At 38.8% G+C, this 16624-nt stretch carries 16 protein-coding genes; all 16 read right to left on the minus strand.

Features of this window, described 5'->3' with window-relative positions; all coding sequences use genetic code 11:
- Positions 1–5 precede the first annotated feature (5 nt).
- Positions 6–794: a GTP cyclohydrolase FolE2 gene (folE2, locus tag V6C17_RS07980; protein ID WP_333522044.1), complete on the minus strand. Its 789-nt coding sequence runs from the start codon at positions 792–794 to the stop codon at positions 6–8.
- A 161-nt stretch (positions 795–955) separates the two neighbouring features.
- Positions 956–1633, minus strand: coding sequence for a 7-cyano-7-deazaguanine synthase QueC (queC, locus tag V6C17_RS07985; RefSeq protein WP_333522045.1), 678 nt, complete (start codon positions 1631–1633; stop codon positions 956–958).
- A gap of 36 nt (positions 1634–1669) precedes the next feature.
- Entirely contained in the window at positions 1670–2737 is a 1068-nt protein-coding gene (locus V6C17_RS07990) for an HD-GYP domain-containing protein (protein WP_333522046.1), read from the minus strand.
- 45 nt (positions 2738–2782) lie between these two features.
- The gene (larC, locus tag V6C17_RS07995) at positions 2783–3985 is read right to left on the minus strand and encodes a nickel pincer cofactor biosynthesis protein LarC (protein WP_333522047.1); all 1203 of its coding nucleotides are present in this window, start codon (positions 3983–3985) and stop codon (positions 2783–2785) included.
- Between the two features lie 6 nt (positions 3986–3991).
- On the minus strand, positions 3992–4744 hold the full coding sequence (gene larB / locus V6C17_RS08000) for a nickel pincer cofactor biosynthesis protein LarB (protein ID WP_333522048.1): 753 nt from the start codon (positions 4742–4744) through the stop codon (positions 3992–3994).
- Positions 4745–4966: 222 nt separating this feature from the next.
- On the minus strand, positions 4967–5413 hold the full coding sequence (locus tag V6C17_RS08005) for a hypothetical protein (protein WP_333522049.1): 447 nt from the start codon (positions 5411–5413) through the stop codon (positions 4967–4969).
- 291 nt (positions 5414–5704) lie between these two features.
- Positions 5705–6667 carry a 6-phosphofructokinase gene (gene pfkA / locus V6C17_RS08010; RefSeq protein WP_333522050.1) on the minus strand — a complete coding sequence of 321 codons (963 nt, stop codon included), beginning with the start codon at positions 6665–6667 and terminating at the stop codon, positions 5705–5707.
- Between the two features lie 36 nt (positions 6668–6703).
- Positions 6704–9790 (minus strand): efflux RND transporter permease subunit, encoded by a 3087-nt coding sequence (locus V6C17_RS08015; protein ID WP_333522051.1) that lies wholly within the window; start codon positions 9788–9790, stop codon positions 6704–6706.
- On the minus strand, positions 9791–10924 hold the full coding sequence (locus tag V6C17_RS08020; RefSeq protein ID WP_333522052.1) for an efflux RND transporter periplasmic adaptor subunit: 1134 nt from the start codon (positions 10922–10924) through the stop codon (positions 9791–9793).
- A 249-nt stretch (positions 10925–11173) separates the two neighbouring features.
- Positions 11174–12259 (minus strand): 3-dehydroquinate synthase, encoded by a 1086-nt coding sequence (aroB, locus tag V6C17_RS08025; RefSeq protein WP_333522053.1) that lies wholly within the window; start codon positions 12257–12259, stop codon positions 11174–11176.
- On the minus strand, positions 12246–12773 hold the full coding sequence (locus V6C17_RS08030) for a shikimate kinase (RefSeq protein ID WP_333522054.1): 528 nt from the start codon (positions 12771–12773) through the stop codon (positions 12246–12248). Before V6C17_RS08030 ends, aroB begins: the two co-directional genes overlap by 14 nt.
- Before the next feature lie 4 nt (positions 12774–12777).
- Positions 12778–13929, minus strand: a complete 1152-nt coding sequence (aroC, locus tag V6C17_RS08035; RefSeq protein WP_333522055.1) for a chorismate synthase — start codon at positions 13927–13929, stop codon at positions 12778–12780.
- 76 nt (positions 13930–14005) lie between these two features.
- Positions 14006–14584 (minus strand): type 4a pilus biogenesis protein PilO, encoded by a 579-nt coding sequence (locus tag V6C17_RS08040; protein ID WP_333522056.1) that lies wholly within the window; start codon positions 14582–14584, stop codon positions 14006–14008.
- Positions 14585–14597: 13 nt separating this feature from the next.
- The gene (locus V6C17_RS08045) at positions 14598–15143 is read right to left on the minus strand and encodes a PilN domain-containing protein (protein ID WP_333522057.1); all 546 of its coding nucleotides are present in this window, start codon (positions 15141–15143) and stop codon (positions 14598–14600) included.
- The gene (gene pilM / locus V6C17_RS08050; RefSeq protein ID WP_333522058.1) at positions 15140–16225 is read right to left on the minus strand and encodes a type IV pilus assembly protein PilM; all 1086 of its coding nucleotides are present in this window, start codon (positions 16223–16225) and stop codon (positions 15140–15142) included. The genes V6C17_RS08045 and pilM overlap by 4 nt, the downstream gene beginning before the upstream one ends.
- Positions 16215–16487 carry a late competence development ComFB family protein gene (locus tag V6C17_RS08055; RefSeq protein WP_333522059.1) on the minus strand — a complete coding sequence of 91 codons (273 nt, stop codon included), beginning with the start codon at positions 16485–16487 and terminating at the stop codon, positions 16215–16217. Before V6C17_RS08055 ends, pilM begins: the two co-directional genes overlap by 11 nt.
- Between the last annotated feature and the right edge of the window lie 137 nt (positions 16488–16624).

Consider the following 16624-nt stretch of genomic DNA (forward strand, 5'->3'; position numbering starts at 1 on the left):
ATTAGTCACCTTTCTACAAACTCTACATGGCTAGCATATGCGCTATGGTTATGAATCGATTCATAGTTTTCACATTCTACTTCAATCCATTTTACATAGTCTAAGCTACGTAATGCTATAACTAAATCGCGCAAAACATCTTCTACAAACTTCGGGTTATCATAAGCTAATTCAGTTACATACTTTTCATCTTCGCGCTTTAACAGCGGATACACGGGACAACTCCCTTGTGCTTCCATTAATGCAGCCAAATCCTCTATCCATATAAATCGATTTGGCTCATGCTTAATCTTTACCCTCATTAAACCGCGTTGATTATGAGCTCCATACTGTGAAATTTCTTTACTGCATGGACACAATGAAGTAAATGGTACATTAACTCCCATTATAAACTCTAAGGGATAACCTTGAGTCAGAGTGGCAGAAAACGAGCAGTCCAAATCAAGCATGCTTCGTAACCCGCTGACGGGAGCAATTTTTTCCACAAAGTATTTAAAATCAATTTTTAAAAAGGCAGATCTTGCATCCAAGCGAGCAAGAGTATCAGTGAGAATTTGCTCCATTTCTCGGCTAGATACAGGTTTTTGGCTCCACTCGCTAAGAACTTCAATGAATCTGCTCATATGTGTTCCCTTATATTCTTGCGGCAGGTCCACTGTTAGTTTAATTTTTGCAAGAACAGACTGCATATCACCATTTTTTGTTTTTATAAAAAAAGGCAGGTGCACATCACTAATCCCTACTTTTTGTATTGCAATGCCTCGGTTATCTGAAGTATTTTGTACGTCTTTCAATTTGGTCACTCCTACCTAATGTCTTTAATGAAAACGGCTTGCGCCATCATAAGCGAAAGCCAGTTACTCAAATTAAATCACTATTCTTGTTATATAAAGTAGCGCCGATCCTTAGCAAAAGCAGAAGTCGATACTTATCTCCTTGTGCATGTAAGAAAGTCTTATAGTTTCTTATCGTATGAAATAGGATCTTGAAACCCAGCTTCTTTAAAGCCCCTCAATCTGAGTATGCAGCTGTCGCAATTACCGCAAGCAATACCGTCCCCTCGATAACAGCTATGCGTCAGGTGTAATGGAGCTTGCAGTTTTGTTCCGAGAATTACAATATCCTTCTTTGATAATTGAATAAGCGGTGTTTCAATAATAATTTCCTTTTTATCTTGAACAGACGCTTTAGTCGAATAATCAGCTAGCTTCTGAAATAGACTAATAAACTCGGGGCGGCAGTCTGGATAGCCAGAGTAATCCAGTGCATTTACTCCAATAAATATACGTTCTGCTCCGATAGCCTCAGCATAACCCAACGCGTAACTTAAGAAGATTAAGTTGCGCGCAGGAACATATGTCGGCGGTATTTCCTTACTATCCATGTTTGCGGCAGGAACTTCAATACTTTTATCGGTTAAAGCACTTCCGCCAAATTCATTCATATTGTTTTCAATTATTAGATGTCTTGTGACTTCGTAATATTCAGCCACCTCTTTGGCGCTTTCAAGTTCAATGCTATGCCTTTGATTATAGTTAAAACTCAATGGATATAGGTCATAGTTTTGACTTTTAGCTACAGCCATGCAAACCGTTGAATCAAGACCTCCTGAAAGTAAAACAACAGCTTTCAAATTATTCACTCCTTACATACAGCAAGATAAAATACTTTAAGCTTTTATTAAAGCTGTAATACTGATATCTTGTCGTTTTTCTAAATCAATAAATTCCCCTTCTATAACTCGAACTGTCGGACGTGTAGCTATGAAGTGTCCCATATGCACTACTTCAGCTTCCCTTCCATCACTAAGTTTAACTATATTACCAATAAAATAATCTCGTACATTATTTAAAAACACCGAACAAATTCTCGGATCTAGTTTTTCATACATTTCTTCTACCATTAGTTCTACAACTGTAAAAGGGGTTAACTTACTGCGGTATACACGGTCAGAGGTCATTGCATCATAAATGTCAGCCACTGCTATTATTCTAGCAAACGGTTGTATTTTATCAGCCTTGATTTTTAACGGATATCCACTCCCATCAAATCTTTCATGATGTTGCAGAACACCATAGCTTACCTGCTGCGATACCTCAGGTAATGCTCGAATAAGCATATAGCCGTGTACTGAATGTAGTTTCATTATTTCCATTTCAGACTTAGTAAGTTTAGCAGGCTTATTTAGTATAGTTAAAGGTATCTTAGTTTTACCCGAATCATGTAATAGACCTGTTAGAACTAATTCATTAATATCCTTTTCTGAGTACCCTAGCCACCTTCCTAGAATGCCAGAAATCACAGCAACATTAATAGAGTGGTGGAAAGTATAGTCATCCTGACGCCTAACCATATGCAAATGATTAATTACGCCAACAGCATTAGATAGCGGCGTAATATGGGAGTTTGCAATTAAAGTTAAATCTTTAATTGCAACTTCATTAAAAAAGCGGATGTTCTCAAATGCATTTTTAATTATATTGACTGTATTAGCATATGTATCAAAAAATTGCTGCTGAATATTTGATGTTGGTGAAGTAATCGCTTGTATATCAAAAAGTTCTTCTCTAATAAATAGAGATGTAATGCCCCAAAGCTTTAATCTGTTTATCAGACTTGCCGTTAGCTGTAATCCTTCGCTTAAAGCTACTCTGCCATTAATATGCACGTCTTTACCTAAAATCATAGCTGGAACAACATCAGAAATAAGGTAATTTTTATTAATATAGCTAGCCATATTACTCACCTCTTCGTTAAGTAATACTATGAGCCACCAATCAATTTAGACAAGCTGTTTCCATGCCTGAGCTAAAGCTTCTTGCTGTATTGCCTTAAGAGGTACATTATTAGCTTCAGCAAGCTGTTTGCAAACATCATATTCAGGTGTAATATTTATTATTTTTCCATCTTGATAACTAACCTTAACTTTCACCAATCCCCAATCGGTATTGACAGTCGTCAGCTTTCGTTCGGCTACTGATCTTTCGACGCTATAAAAACGCATTCCGATGGTTGACGTTTCCTTGAAAATAATATCAACCATCTTATCTAGCTCAGTATTCTCAATTAAAACTGACAGCTTTGTTGCAGGACGACTTTTTTTCATAATAATCGGGGTCAGCCAAACATCTAAAGCGCCTGCTTTCAATAATTTTTCCATAACATACTCATAAACTTGTGGGTTTAAATCGTCGATATTAGCTTCAATTACTTTGAGTGGATGAACATTATTTGCTGAAGCTACATCTAATTCACCTACATGCATTCTTAGGACATTAGGAATTTCCAAATCCCAGGTACCAGCACCATAAGCAACTATTTTACTAATAAAGTTTGCAGGCATTGCGCCATATTCTGTGCCTAGGGCAGCAATAATTGCAGCGCCAGTTGGCGTAACAAGCTCTTTAGTAATGTCGCCACTGTAATAAGGAATGTTTTTTAATAATTCTGAAGTAGCTGGTGCAGGTACAGGCATTACCCCGTGATCACATTTTATAAAACCACTGCCGACATGAAGTTTTGATGTATAAATTCGCTCAATACCTAGCCAATCTAATCCAATTGCCGCCCCTACTATATCAACGATAGCATCTACAGCTCCAACCTCATGAAAATGTATTTTTTCAATAGTGGTGCCATGAACCTTAGCCTCTGCTTTTGCTAATTCCATAAAAATTTTTATACTGTTTGTTTTTACCACACTATTTAAATCAGCTTTTTCGATAATTTCAACTATATCAGGAAGATGACGGTGATGGTGCTCGTGGTCATGATGATGGTGTTGATGGGTATGTAGCTTCACATCAGCATAAATAGCACTTATACCACACTTTTTTGTTCTTTCTATATCTAATCTATAGCCTGTAACAGGCAGTTTACCTAGCTGTTCCCGGAGATACTGCTCAGGCATCCCAGCATCAATAAGCGCACCTAAAAACATATTTCCACTAATACCTGAAAAACAATCTAAATATAACACCTTCATACGTAATCACCTCATATGATTTATAATACTTGCCAAACGTCCGGCACCGAACCCGTTGTCGATATTTACTACTGCGATTCCTGCGGCACAGCTATTAAGCATGCACAAGAGAGCCGACAAGCCATTAAAGTTCGCGCCATAACCGACACTTGTTGGCACGGCAATTAAAGGTTTGGCGGTTAGTCCTCCAACAACGCTGGCTAGTGCTCCTTCCATACCGGCTACAACTATTATTACATTTGCCTTATCAATGAGTTTTTGGTGAGCAAAAAGTCGATGTATTCCTGCAACCCCAACATCATAGACCCTCTCGACTTTATTACCCATTACTTCAGCCGTAACAGCTGCCTCTTCAGCTACAGGTATATCACTTGTACCTGCTGTCATAACTAAGACTACTCGATCTCCATCAACTGTAATATCTTCCTGATGAACGAATATTAACTTAGCCATCTCATTAAACTGCGCAGTTGGTATTTTTTTAGCAACCGCTTCATACATAGCTGAACTGGCTCGTGTTGCTAATACGTTTCTGTTATGGCTTACTAAACGATCCATTATTTCCACAACTTGTTCAATTGTCTTACCCTGACAAAAAACAACTTCAGGAAATCCTTGGCGTATTGCTCGGTGATGGTCAAGTTTCGCAAAACCTAAATCTTCATATGGCCAAGACTTCAGCTTGTCCAGAGTTTCTTCAAGCGATATGTCGCCAGACCGAAAAGCCTCCAGCGTTTCAGATAAAATAACTTCATTCATAATTTAGCTCCTCGAATTTAAATATTAGAAGCACTCTGTAGATAAGCAAAATGAAATTGGTTAAATTCCGCTTATGCCTAGGTGTCAAATCACTTTTAATTAAGACAGCCTTTTGACAGTAAAGAAAAAGACATAATATCCTATGGGAAATTATGTCCGTTTGACATTATTCCAGCTATATATATATATTGTAAGTATTTTACGTAGAATTGAAAAATCCTGTTAATTTTGTAATTGTGTTTTTCGGAAATTTTCTAGTAATCCCTCTACATTTTCAATTATTTTCAATTGAGTTTCTTCAAGCAGCATAATTCCCTGATTTAACAGCAATACTTGCATGTTAGTTCTGATTTTAGGCTCCTTTATAGCTGTTTCGAGATGGCCTACAGCAAATTCCAACTGCTCCGCGGTAGAAAGTATCTCTCCATCAATTAGCTTTTCTAATAATACATAATTATGCTGTGAAATTTCAGTGGCCTTGCTAAAGCCTTCGCTTCTTGCATGATTTTGCATAAAAGAATTGAAATGCACAGTGAATTTTTGAAATTCTGCATTATTAGCTACATTCAAATCAGTATATAAAACATAAATAATTTTATAGACCTGATTTATATAATCATTTTGAATTTGCATCAAATTTATTACTCCACTTAAGTCAATATCTTTCATCAATCCACCCCCAGCTTAGTGTCACTATATCCTATTCAGTTTCTTTTCGTTATGTTTACACAAAAATAATTTAATATTGATCAATTTAATTAGGTCTTTCATATCTAAATATTTTCTGATTGCTATTAGTAGATGATTCTAATTTATATAACAATACGAAAAGACCTGGCTTTCGCCAGGTCAATAGTTTTATTACATGAGAAAGGACGATTTACTTATACATGATAAATCGAATATCAGCTTTGATTTAGATGAAGGCTCTAGGCAAGCTGTTTTCAAATGTTTAGAATACTATCTAGATAATATTCCTGCTGTATCATAAATTGATAAATCGATTTTATGCTTAGACTTAAAGGCTTCTTCGTATGGGACTGTAACAATCTGACCTTGTCGCAATGCTACTAGTTTGTTAATATCATCAGTTAAGATGCTATCTATGGCTGCCGCTCCCATACGGCTTGCCATGATATTATCCATCGCCGTTGGATTACCACCACGCTGGATATAGCCTAATACAGTAACGTGTGGCTGAAATTGCGTTTTTGCACTGATTTGTGAGGCTATATCATAGCCCTTGGCTACACCTTCAGCAACTAAAATAATGCTATACTGCTTTCCACGCTTGTAGCTTTTTCCCAGTCTCTCACAAATTGTTTCAATATCCAAAGGCTGCTCTGGAAGTAAAATAGCTTCGGCACCGCACGCTAGTCCTGCCATAAGAGCAATATGGCCTGCGCTTCGTCCCATAACCTCAACTATAGCAACTCTTTCATGCGAGGCAGCAGTATCGCGAATTTTATTCACAGCCTCTAACACAGTATTGAGGGCTGTGTCAAAGCCGATAGTGTATTCAGTACCGGCCATATCATTGTCTATGGTTCCCGGAATTACCATAGTAGGAACACCCTCTGTTGCCAATTTAGCTGCTCCAGCCATAGAACCATCGCCGCCAATAACTATTAAATAGTCAATAAAATGATTTTTTAACTGTTGCAAGGCTAAAGCAAATCCATCTGATGTTTTGAATGCCTCACTACGAGCTGTCTTTAGTACAGTTCCACCATGTTGGATTATTCCGCCAACAGACTGAAAACTCATTAAATTGAAAGCTCCTTGGATTACTCCTTCATAACCACGCTGTACACCAAAGACCTCAAATCCATGGTATATGCCTTTTCTTACTACTGCTCGTATTGCGGCATTCATGCCTGGTGCATCACCACCACTTGTCAAAACGGCAATTCTTTTAACCATAATCTTCATCCTCCTTGTAACAGGCATCTACCATAACTACATATTTACTGAATTATTCTTATTTGACCCTTTTATACCGCTTTTTAGATTATCAATTAATAAATAAACTAACGGAACAATCACTAATGTAAGCGCGGTAGACGTTATTAATCCGCCAATAAGGACAACCCCCATTGATGAACGAAGTTCCGCACCGGCTCCAAAACCTAATGCTATAGGAACCATTCCAAAAATCATAGCCATTGTTGTCATTAAAATCGGCCGAAGTCTAGTAATACCTGCTTCTATAAGAGCATCTGTAACTAGCCAGCCTTTGATCCGCAGTTGATTGGTATAGTCAACTAATAGGATGGCATTCTTTGTTACCAACCCCATAAGCATTATTACGCCAATTAAAGACATTATATTTATAGTTTTTCCAGCAATCAACAGTCCTAATATTGCCCCTACAAGTGAAAACGGCAGGGAAAGCATTATCGTAAGTGGATGAAGGAAGCTTTCAAATTCTGCAGCTAACACCATGTAAATTAGTACAATTGCTAAAATCAAAGCTTTAGCAATTTCAGCGAACGATTCTTGCATAGTTTGAGCTTGGCCTACAAATTTATAACTATAGCCTAATGGTAGATTTAAGCTAGGAATTAATGATTTAACTTTATCAATAACTTCGCCGGAAGAGACACCCACAGTATTGGCATACACTATAACTTGCCGCTGGCGAGCTTCACGATCTATTTGTGTCGGACCAGAAGACAGTTTTACTTCGGCGACATCCTTCAGGCGAACAAAGCTTCCAGACTTTGTAGCAACACGCAAATTAGAGACATCGTCAATATTTAGTCGCGCTTCTGGTACAAGTTGAACACGAATATTATAATCACTGTCACCCACAGTATATTGATTTTTAGTAACCTTTCCTAAAAAGGCCATCTGAACAGTATCACCCAGGGTTGCAGCATCGATGCCTGCATCACCAGCCCGCGCACTATTTAACTTGATTTGGACTTCTGGTTCAAATTGTTCTGTTGATATATCAACATCAGTTGTCCCAGGAATTTGCTTTATCGCATCTGCTAGTTCTTGAGCAGCTCTAGTCAATGTTTCCAGTTCAGAGCCTCTTATACCGACTTGTATTGGTCTAGAATCGCCTCTTCCTACGCCTTGGTTATTCTGCACAGCAATCTTTAAACCTTCGACTTCACGAAATTTAATACGCAGGTCATCCATTATATCCATCATGCTACGTGCACGGTTAGATGAAGGTATTAGTCTTATTCCAATACTCGCTTTATATACCGGCTGTCTCATTGATCCAATTACCATAAATGCAGTTTCGAGTTCAGGAATATTTAAGACTTCTGCCTCAACCGGCGCAATAAGCTGTTTCATTTTTTCCATAGAAGTACCGGCTGGAGCTGATACTGCAATATTGAATTCTCCTGAATCATAAGTTGGTTGAAATTCTTTGCCAAGAAACTGTACAAGCAGCGCATTAATAAACAATGAAAGTATTGCTAATGCGACTAACTTCTTAGGTCGACGCAAAGCCCAAGTTAATACTTCTTGATACAGTTTACGGAATGAAAGAAATAGCTCTTCCCATTTATCCAGTATTTTTTGAATGCCGGAAAAGCACGCACCTTTGTTATGATCATATTTTAGCCAGTAGGCCGACAATGTTGGCGTTAAAGTAAAGGCGACAAATAATGAAAACGCTACAGCAAAAGCTACCGTTAAGCCAAACTGCTTAAAGAATTGACCAATTACCAGTCCCATGCTTCCAACTGGCACAAAAACGGCTAATATCGAAAGCGTTGTAGCCATTACAGCTAGTGCAATTTCGGTTGTGCCAAAATAAGCTGCTTCCATCGGGGACTGACCTTTCTCCATATGCCGATATATGTTTTCTATAACAACTATAGCATCATCTATCAATATACCAACAGCCAGACTTAGCCCCATCAGTGACATATTATTAAGAGTAAAGCCCATGGCTTTCATGAGGAAAAATGTTGCTACTATTGAGGTAGGTATTGCAATTGCTCCAATAATTGTAGCCCTTGAATTCTGCAAAAATAAAAAAGTAATTATGACAGCAAGGATTCCCCCGAAAACAAGCGACATCATAACGTCCTCAACGCTGTCGCGAATATAAATGGAACTATCACGTACTGTTGACACTTTTATGTCTGATGGCAGAATGTTTTTCTGCATGCCTAGCATTGCTTGTTTGACCCGGTCTGCAACATCTACTGTATTTGTACCAGATTGTTTTTGAATTGCGACAAGCACGCTTGGACTTCCGTCGGTTTGCGCGTAAACACGCTCTTCGCCCCATCCATCCGAAATAGTGACAACATCGCCCAATTTAATAAGCTTGCCCTGTTGATTAACAATAACGACTTCTTTAAGCTCATCGACACTCTTGTATTTGCCAAGCGTTCTGACCGTAAGTTCAGTCCCCTGTTCATTAACTCTGCCACCTGGAGTATTAACATTCTGCATATCTACAACATCCAGGATTTGCTTAAATGAGATATTATATGATTCAGCCTTATGGGGATCTACATAGATATGAATTTCACGATCACTTGCTCCAAATACATTTACCTCTGCTACCCCATCTAATCGCTGCAACTCGTCCTTGACAACATCAACAGCAAGTTTTCTTATTTCACCACGGCTGCGGCTGTCTGAGGAAAGGCTGAAATACACTATAGATTGCGCGGTAATATCATATCGCTGTACAACAGGCTCGTCGACTTGATCGGGCAGCCTTTTTCGAACGCTGGCTACCTTTTCGCGGACTTCATTGGCTGCTAGCTTAGGATTTGTGCCAAACTCAAATTCTAGCGTAACTTGTGAAATACCTTCACGTGATACTGAAGACAATGTTTTTATCCCCGCGACCGAACTAACTGCATCCTCAATCGGTTTGGTAACTAAACTTTCCATTTCTTCAGGCGATGCACCAGTATAAGTAACTGTGACATTAACTATAGGGAAGTCAATGTCTGGATATAAATCAATACCTAATGACGGGTAAGCGCTTAGACCAAATACAACTAGAAGCATTACAATCATTGTTGTGAATACTGGTCTCTTTATAAAGGTGTTAATCATTTAGACTCCACCTTCCGCAGCCTTTGTTAAAGAAATGCTTGATCCGTCTTTTAATTTATTCTGCCCGGAAGTGACAATTCTTTCGCCTTCGGACAAACCTTCTATAACTTCAGCCCATCCCCCGCCAACAAAACCAACTTTTAATACGCGCTGCTCAACTTTATTATCGGCTTTTACTACAAAAGTTGTTTTTTGATCTTCGCGCATTACTAGAGCACCTTCCGGGATAGCAATTATATTTTTATGTATTGGAGCGGTCGACGAGACTTTTGCAAACATTCCGGCTTTCAGAATACCTTCAGAGTTAGGAATTGTTACATCAGCAGTAAACGTCCGTGCTGGCAATGCCGCAGCGGGGGATATACGCGTAATTGTTCCTGAAAAGTCTTTGTCCGGAATGGCATCAACTCTAATCTTAACAGTATTGCCTACCGAAATCTCGTTGATCTGGCCTTCACCAATACTAGTCTTAGCAAGTAAGGAATTTATATCTGCGATTGTAACGATTGGCGAACCGGCTTTAGCGAAAAAGCCTGATTGCATGTGCCTCTTAATAATAACGCCTGAACGTGGTGCTAAAATATTGGCATTGTCCAACCTAGCCTTTAACAGCGTAAGATTACCCTGAGCAGAACGGACTTGGCCAGTTGACAAGTCGCGCTTAGACCTTGCTGCATCTAAAGCTTGAAGAGATATAGCCCCTTGTCCTGCTAGGGCTTCTGTTCGGCGCAAATCTTGCTCTGCTTGTTCTAAACTCGCTTGACTTGACAGTAAATTACCTTCAGCTTGTATAACTTGCGCTAATAGTTCATTAGTGTCTAAGACTGCAATAATGCTTCCCTCTTGGACATAATCACCCTCTTCAACATGAAGTGAATCTATTCTACCGTCAATTTTAGAAGAAATATCTGCCTGCCAAACTGGTTCAAGACTAGCCGAGTATGTAATAATTGGAGTTATATCACGTCTCTCAACCTTAGATACTTCTACTGTGACAATTCTCCCTTGAGAGACCTTCCCAGCCCGCTCTTTGTTTGCAGCAAGATTGGCATAGATACGATATCCTATTAAACCAACCAATAACACTGCTACTATACTGGCAATACAAATCACTTTCCGTTTGTTTGTTACCAACCTAGCTTCCTCCCTAGTACATATTTAACTATTACTTCTACTATTTACCAAACTATCCTGCTAAATTTTTACATTTAGAGAATGCTATAAGTATAATCAGTAACTTCTAGTATTAGTTAAAAGCAAAACAAGATTGATAACACAGCTTGGACGAGCCATAAAACAACTCAGTCCATACTCGCCACTTATCCCGCTTTTAAAGAAAGTAACACTTTAGCTTAGGATAAAAAAAGGACCCGCAAGGGTCACTTAAATAATTATCTCAACTAATGCTTTTTTTATAATATCTTCTGAAACATCATTACGAACAACTACCTTACCAATATCGTTTAACAATACCCAATGAACTTTGCCGCCTACAACCTTCTTATCTCTGAGAAGCAAATTAATAATATCGTCTACAGTACAATTTTTCGCCTTAAGTGGCAGCCGATAACGTGAAATTATGCTGCGGACTTCTTCAACAAGTTCATTACTACATAAACCAAGGAGGTTACTTATCAGAGCAGCGCCATGCATGCCTATTGCTACAGCTTCACCGTGATTATATTGCTTATAACCGGTGTTTGCTTCGATGGCATGGGCAATTGTGTGACCGAAATTTAAGATAACCCTCAGTGATAATTCTTTTTCGTCCTTTTCCACGACCTCAGCTTTAATTTCACACGAACGTTTAATTATATGTTTAAGGGCCGAGCTATCACGATTAAGAATAGCTTCACTGTTATGCTTAAGGTATTTAAAGAAATCACTATCAGCAATAAGACCATACTTAATAACTTCTGCTAAACCAGTATATAATTCTCGTTCAGGCAGGGTGCTTAAGGTATTAGTATCAATCAAAACTGCTTTAGGCTGATAAAAAGCACCAATCAAATTTTTTCCAAGAGCATGATTGACTGCTACTTTTCCACCTACGCTTGAATCAACTTGGGCTAGCAGGCTTGTTGGAATTTGGATGAAAGGTACACCGCGCAAATATGTTGCCGCAATAAAACCAGTCAAATCACCTACTACACCGCCGCCTAAAGCTATTATCGGCGATTTACGATCAAGACCCATGGTAATGGCCTTAGCAAAAATTTTTTCAGCAACTGTAAGTGATTTAGTTTCCTCGCCTGGCTGCACTAGAAACAGTTCGGGCATCAAACCTGCCGACTTTAAAAGGCTTATAATTCTTTCTCCATACAGTTTTCCGACATTTTCATCAGACACCACTAAAATCTTTCCTTGATAATTAAGCTGCCTAAGTAGCTGCCCAGCATTATCTAAATTATTGCTATCAATATTAATTGTATAACTTATATCTCTTAGATTAACGCTAACATCTCCCACGCAAATACCCTCCTTGACGTAAGAAAGTTATAATTTGGTCAGTAACTTGTTGTGGTGTTCTATCGCTGGTATCAATAGATAAATCGGCAAAGCTGTATAGTTCAGAACGTTCTGTTAGTAAGTTTGCAACAACTTCCTCCCTATCCGGGCGATTAAGCAAAGGTCGGCTATTACGTCTGCCAGTGCGCTCTAAAATCACATCAAGTGATGCGGTAAGTGCAATAACAATCCCATTACTCTTTAGCCTACCCACATTTTCTGGGAAGAGAACTACTCCGCCACCTGTAGCAATCACTGCACATGTATATCGAGAGACCCTTGTCACCATTTCCTTTTCTTTCTGCCGGAAGTACTGCTCACCATGTATTTTAAACATCTCTGGAATGGTCATATTGCTTTCATTCTCAATTTTCTGGTCAGTATCAATAAATGGACGTCCTAGTCTGCTGGCTAACAGACGCCCTGTACTAGTTTTCCCTGTTCCCATAAAGCCAATTAAGACGACATTCTTCATACAATCACCTGCCAAGTCTTTCTCGATAATTGCGGACAGCTGCTGTAAAGTCGCCTAAACTATCGCCGCCGAATTTTTCGAGCAAGGCCTCAGCAATAACAATGGCCGTCATTGCCTCCCCGACAACCGCCGCCGCAGAAACAGCACATACATCGCTGCGTTCGGTATTAGCCATAACTTGTTCATGACTCAATACATCAACAGAAGCAAGTGGAGTCATCAGTGTTGGAATTGGCTTCATTACAGCCCTTATAATAATTGGTTCGCCGTTACTCATGCCACCTTCTAAGCCGCCTGCATGATTGGTTTTGCGGTAATAACCTAATTCATCATTGTAAAATATCTCATCATGGGCCTGACTGCCCAGCAGATTTGCATAGCCAAAGCCTTCACCAATTTCTACGCCTTTGATAGCCTGAATAGACATCATCGCAGCTGATATGCGGGTATCTAGTCTTCGGTCCCACTGAACATGACTGCCGAGACCTGGCATCGTATTAAGTACAGCTATCTCAAAAATTCCGCCTAATGTATCTCCGCGTTCTTTAGCATCACGTATAGCTTGTTTCATACGCTCTTCAGCATCAGTATCTATGCAGCTTAAATCAGAGCCGTTTAACAGTTCTTCAATAGAGTGATAATCTACTTTTGGTCGGTCAATATAAGCACCACCAATATTTGTAACGTGTGAAACTACCTTAATTCCACAGGTTTCGAGAAGCTGTTTTGCTAGACCGCCTACAGCAACTCTGGCAGCAGTTTCTCTAGCACTAGCTCTCTCTAAAATATCACGAATATCTTGGCGCTGATACTTTTGCACCCCGGTTAAATCGGCATGTCCAGGTCTAGCTGCCGTGACACTTTCTCCATGCGGTTGACCGCTGACCGACATACGATCCTGCCAATTAGCCCAATCCTTGTTGCGAATAACTAACGTAATTGGCCCTCCTAATGTCTGACCAAACCTTACACCGGATTGAATATCTGCCTTATCCTGCTCGATCTTCATCCGTCCGCCTCGTCCATATCCCTGCTGACGTCTGGCTAAATCTTTATTGATTTTATCTATGTCAATATTGAGACCAGCTGGAAGTCCTTCGATAATTGCAGTTAGACAAGGTCCATGAGATTCGCCTGCAGTCATAAAACGTAACATTATATCACCTCTAATTTAATTGCTTGCATTTAAAAACATAAAATTACAATTCCCAGTAATAAAAATTGCGCTAACCCTATTTAGGGTTAGCACCTTTGCCGTTTGTTTTAGTTTGCTCTTGCTGATTAACTCCAAAGCTATAAATATTGATAAGAATTTTACTCTCCAACTGCCCATCACGATACTGTACTGATACATTATTACCTGAGTTAAAGCGAGTCAAGTCTTCGAGTTTCTTTAAAAAAGCTAAAGTTTGGAAGTAATCTCCCTTTACCACTAACTCAAGAGGTATTTCACGATAGCCATTTTTATTGACTTCTTGGCCTGGTTTGAATTTTGTTAGCTGCAAACCGCTGTTGCTTGCCGATTTTTCAACTTCAACAATAAACTCACTTAGTTCAATATTATGAGGGAGCATCTTATCAACTGTAGCTATTTTGTTATTTAATTCCTGTTCATATACGCCAATATCTGGATGAGCCTTAGCAAAGGCCTCAATAGTCTGTACACGTTGGCGTTCTGATTCGTAGGTTGATGTTAGTTGAGCAATGCGGTCTTGCTGTGGAATAAGTATATAATAATAAAATACTACAATAACTGTAACAATACCTGCACAAAAAATCAATATTTTATGTTTATCTGTTACATTTTTCATTGAAAAATCCACTTTACATCCCCTTGATCTTTACTAGAAGTTCGAAATTGGCTACTCCAGCTGAATAATCTCTGTCATTAGTAAGTTTTTCTGAGTTCACTAACGCCACATCTAAAAACAAGTCATCTTGTTCAAGCTTCTTAATAAATGTAGCTAAATCAGGATAGCTGGTTGCTAATCCTTTTATTTTAAATGAATTTTTATCCGCCAAACCAACTTCAGTCAGCCATACGTTCGGAGTTTTTACCACCCCAATATGAGTCATAATCGCATGCCAAGACTTACGTTCCTGTGTTAAACTGAGCAGTATATTGTTTTTAGCATTAATTTGCTGAACTTTAGCTTCAGTAACCCGCATCTTTTCTTGAGTTGGTTTTAACAACTCATATTGCGTACGTTTTTCTTGAATTTTACTTTCTATATTGCTAGTTGTAAAATACCCATAACTATAGATACATATTAATATAAGTACAACGAATACGCCGACTACTGAAAAAATTCTGTACAGAGGAAGCTCTGAGCGACGTTCTTCAGTCGGCAGTAAGTTTATACGAATCATACTTCCCCTCCGCGTAATGCTAAACCAATAGCAACAGCCAGTCTAGGCGCAACATCTTTGATGTAGTTAGGATCAAATGAAGGTGAGTAGTCTATTGTCCCAGATGCTGAGTTAAGAACTATTGGAAGGTCTAAAATAGATTTAAGCTGCTCGCCAAGGTTGTCCAAACAAGCGCCGCCACCTGAGATTATTATTTTTTCGATACTCGAATGCTTATTCTGAATTTGATAAAACTCCACAGTCCGGCGAATTTCCCTTGCAAGCTCATCAACTATCATCATCATCTGGTCATGTATTTCAGTATTATCATTTATGCCATTTACCTGTGGAAGTAGGTTTTTCTGCCTTTTCTTTAAAAGTTCCGCCTCAGTTTCATCTAAATCAAGAGCGCTCATAACAGCTTCAGTAAAGCGTTGCCCAGAGATGGGTATCATTCTGGTTACAGTCGGTATGCCATTCTGATAAATAATGAGTTGTGAGGCAAATTGTCCAATGTCAACAATCATCGAATTTTCCGCATTTTCTAATGTACGATATAAAGCAAAGGCCTCACCATCGATGGCAACAGGTTTAAGCCCGGCGTTTTTCACTACCGCTATTATTGGATCGATATTTACTTTAGGCGCAGCTACTAGTAGAACCTTTAGTTCCATCCCATTTTCAACCTCGCCTACAATGGAAAAATCATAATGGTAGCTGTCCGGCGCATAAGGGACGTATTTTTCCATTTCCCATTTAATTGCTTCCCGAATCTCTTCTTCAGCCATTTTGGGGAAGGCTATTTCACGAATAAAGATTGACTTGCCGCCTAAGGCAAGTACAGCATCACGACTAGAAAAACCGCTTGTTGCTACAAGCTGCTGTAAAATATAAGTAAATTCATCTACCTTAACAAGCTTGCCATCTTCAAAGAGATTTTCAGGGAAATCGCCTATCGCAATATTCTTAACGACAAACCGCTCATTATTGAAGCTTAGCTCAACTATCTTCAATGATCCAGTACCTATATCAATACCCAATACCTTGTCAGACTTGCGCAGTATTCTATTCTTTATTTTGTCCCAAAGTACCTTACTCTGCATTATGCTTAGGCCGTCCATTGACAATTGTTATGGCTAATGTGATTGAAGACATAATATCAACAAGGAACTGTTGCTCGAGTGATTTAATTCTAGTATAGGTTTCTCCTCTGTCTGAAACGACATATCGAGGAGGAAGGTAATTTAGAGCTAAAGCAGCAATATCATATTTGCATTTTTCACATTTGCAAACACCCTGATGACTGTTTATTACTCTATCAAGCTGTTCAAAAACCAAGTCTTCCATATAATTTTTTAGCTGCATTGAATAGCCCTCCATTAATTATCATTTATTTTCGATTTTAATTGAATTTTGTTCGGTAATTTATATGATAAAAAGACTTATCGAATGTCAAAGTCTTTACTTATCGAGCGTAATATTTATCACTAGTTGTCGCTTGG

The sequence above is a fragment of the Dendrosporobacter sp. 1207_IL3150 genome, from assembly GCF_036763085.1.
In the GTDB taxonomy this organism is placed as follows: domain Bacteria; phylum Bacillota; class Negativicutes; order DSM-1736; family Dendrosporobacteraceae; genus JBAIYU01.

Bases quoted from the DNA above. Each gene is read 5' to 3' on its own strand.
- V6C17_RS08045 (WP_333522057.1), bottom strand. From the start codon at position 15,143: ATGATTCGTATAAACTTACTGCCGACTGAAGAACGTCGCTCAGAGCTT.
- V6C17_RS08040 (WP_333522056.1), bottom strand. From the start codon at position 14,584: ATGAAAAATGTAACAGATAAACATAAAATATTGATTTTTTGTGCAGGT.
- larB (WP_333522048.1), bottom strand. From the start codon at position 4,744: ATGAATGAAGTTATTTTATCTGAAACGCTGGAGGCTTTTCGGTCTGGC.
- aroC (WP_333522055.1), bottom strand. From the start codon at position 13,929: ATGTTACGTTTTATGACTGCAGGCGAATCTCATGGACCTTGTCTAACT.
- V6C17_RS08005 (WP_333522049.1), bottom strand. From the start codon at position 5,413: ATGAAAGATATTGACTTAAGTGGAGTAATAAATTTGATGCAAATTCAA.
- pfkA (WP_333522050.1), bottom strand. From the start codon at position 6,667: ATGGTTAAAAGAATTGCCGTTTTGACAAGTGGTGGTGATGCACCAGGC.
- V6C17_RS08015 (WP_333522051.1), bottom strand. From the start codon at position 9,790: ATGATTAACACCTTTATAAAGAGACCAGTATTCACAACAATGATTGTA.
- pilM (WP_333522058.1), bottom strand. From the start codon at position 16,225: ATGCAGAGTAAGGTACTTTGGGACAAAATAAAGAATAGAATACTGCGC.
- V6C17_RS08030 (WP_333522054.1), bottom strand. From the start codon at position 12,773: ATGAAGAATGTCGTCTTAATTGGCTTTATGGGAACAGGGAAAACTAGT.
- V6C17_RS07990 (WP_333522046.1), bottom strand. From the start codon at position 2,737: ATGGCTAGCTATATTAATAAAAATTACCTTATTTCTGATGTTGTTCCA.
- V6C17_RS08055 (WP_333522059.1), bottom strand. From the start codon at position 16,487: ATGCAGCTAAAAAATTATATGGAAGACTTGGTTTTTGAACAGCTTGAT.
- larC (WP_333522047.1), bottom strand. From the start codon at position 3,985: ATGAAGGTGTTATATTTAGATTGTTTTTCAGGTATTAGTGGAAATATG.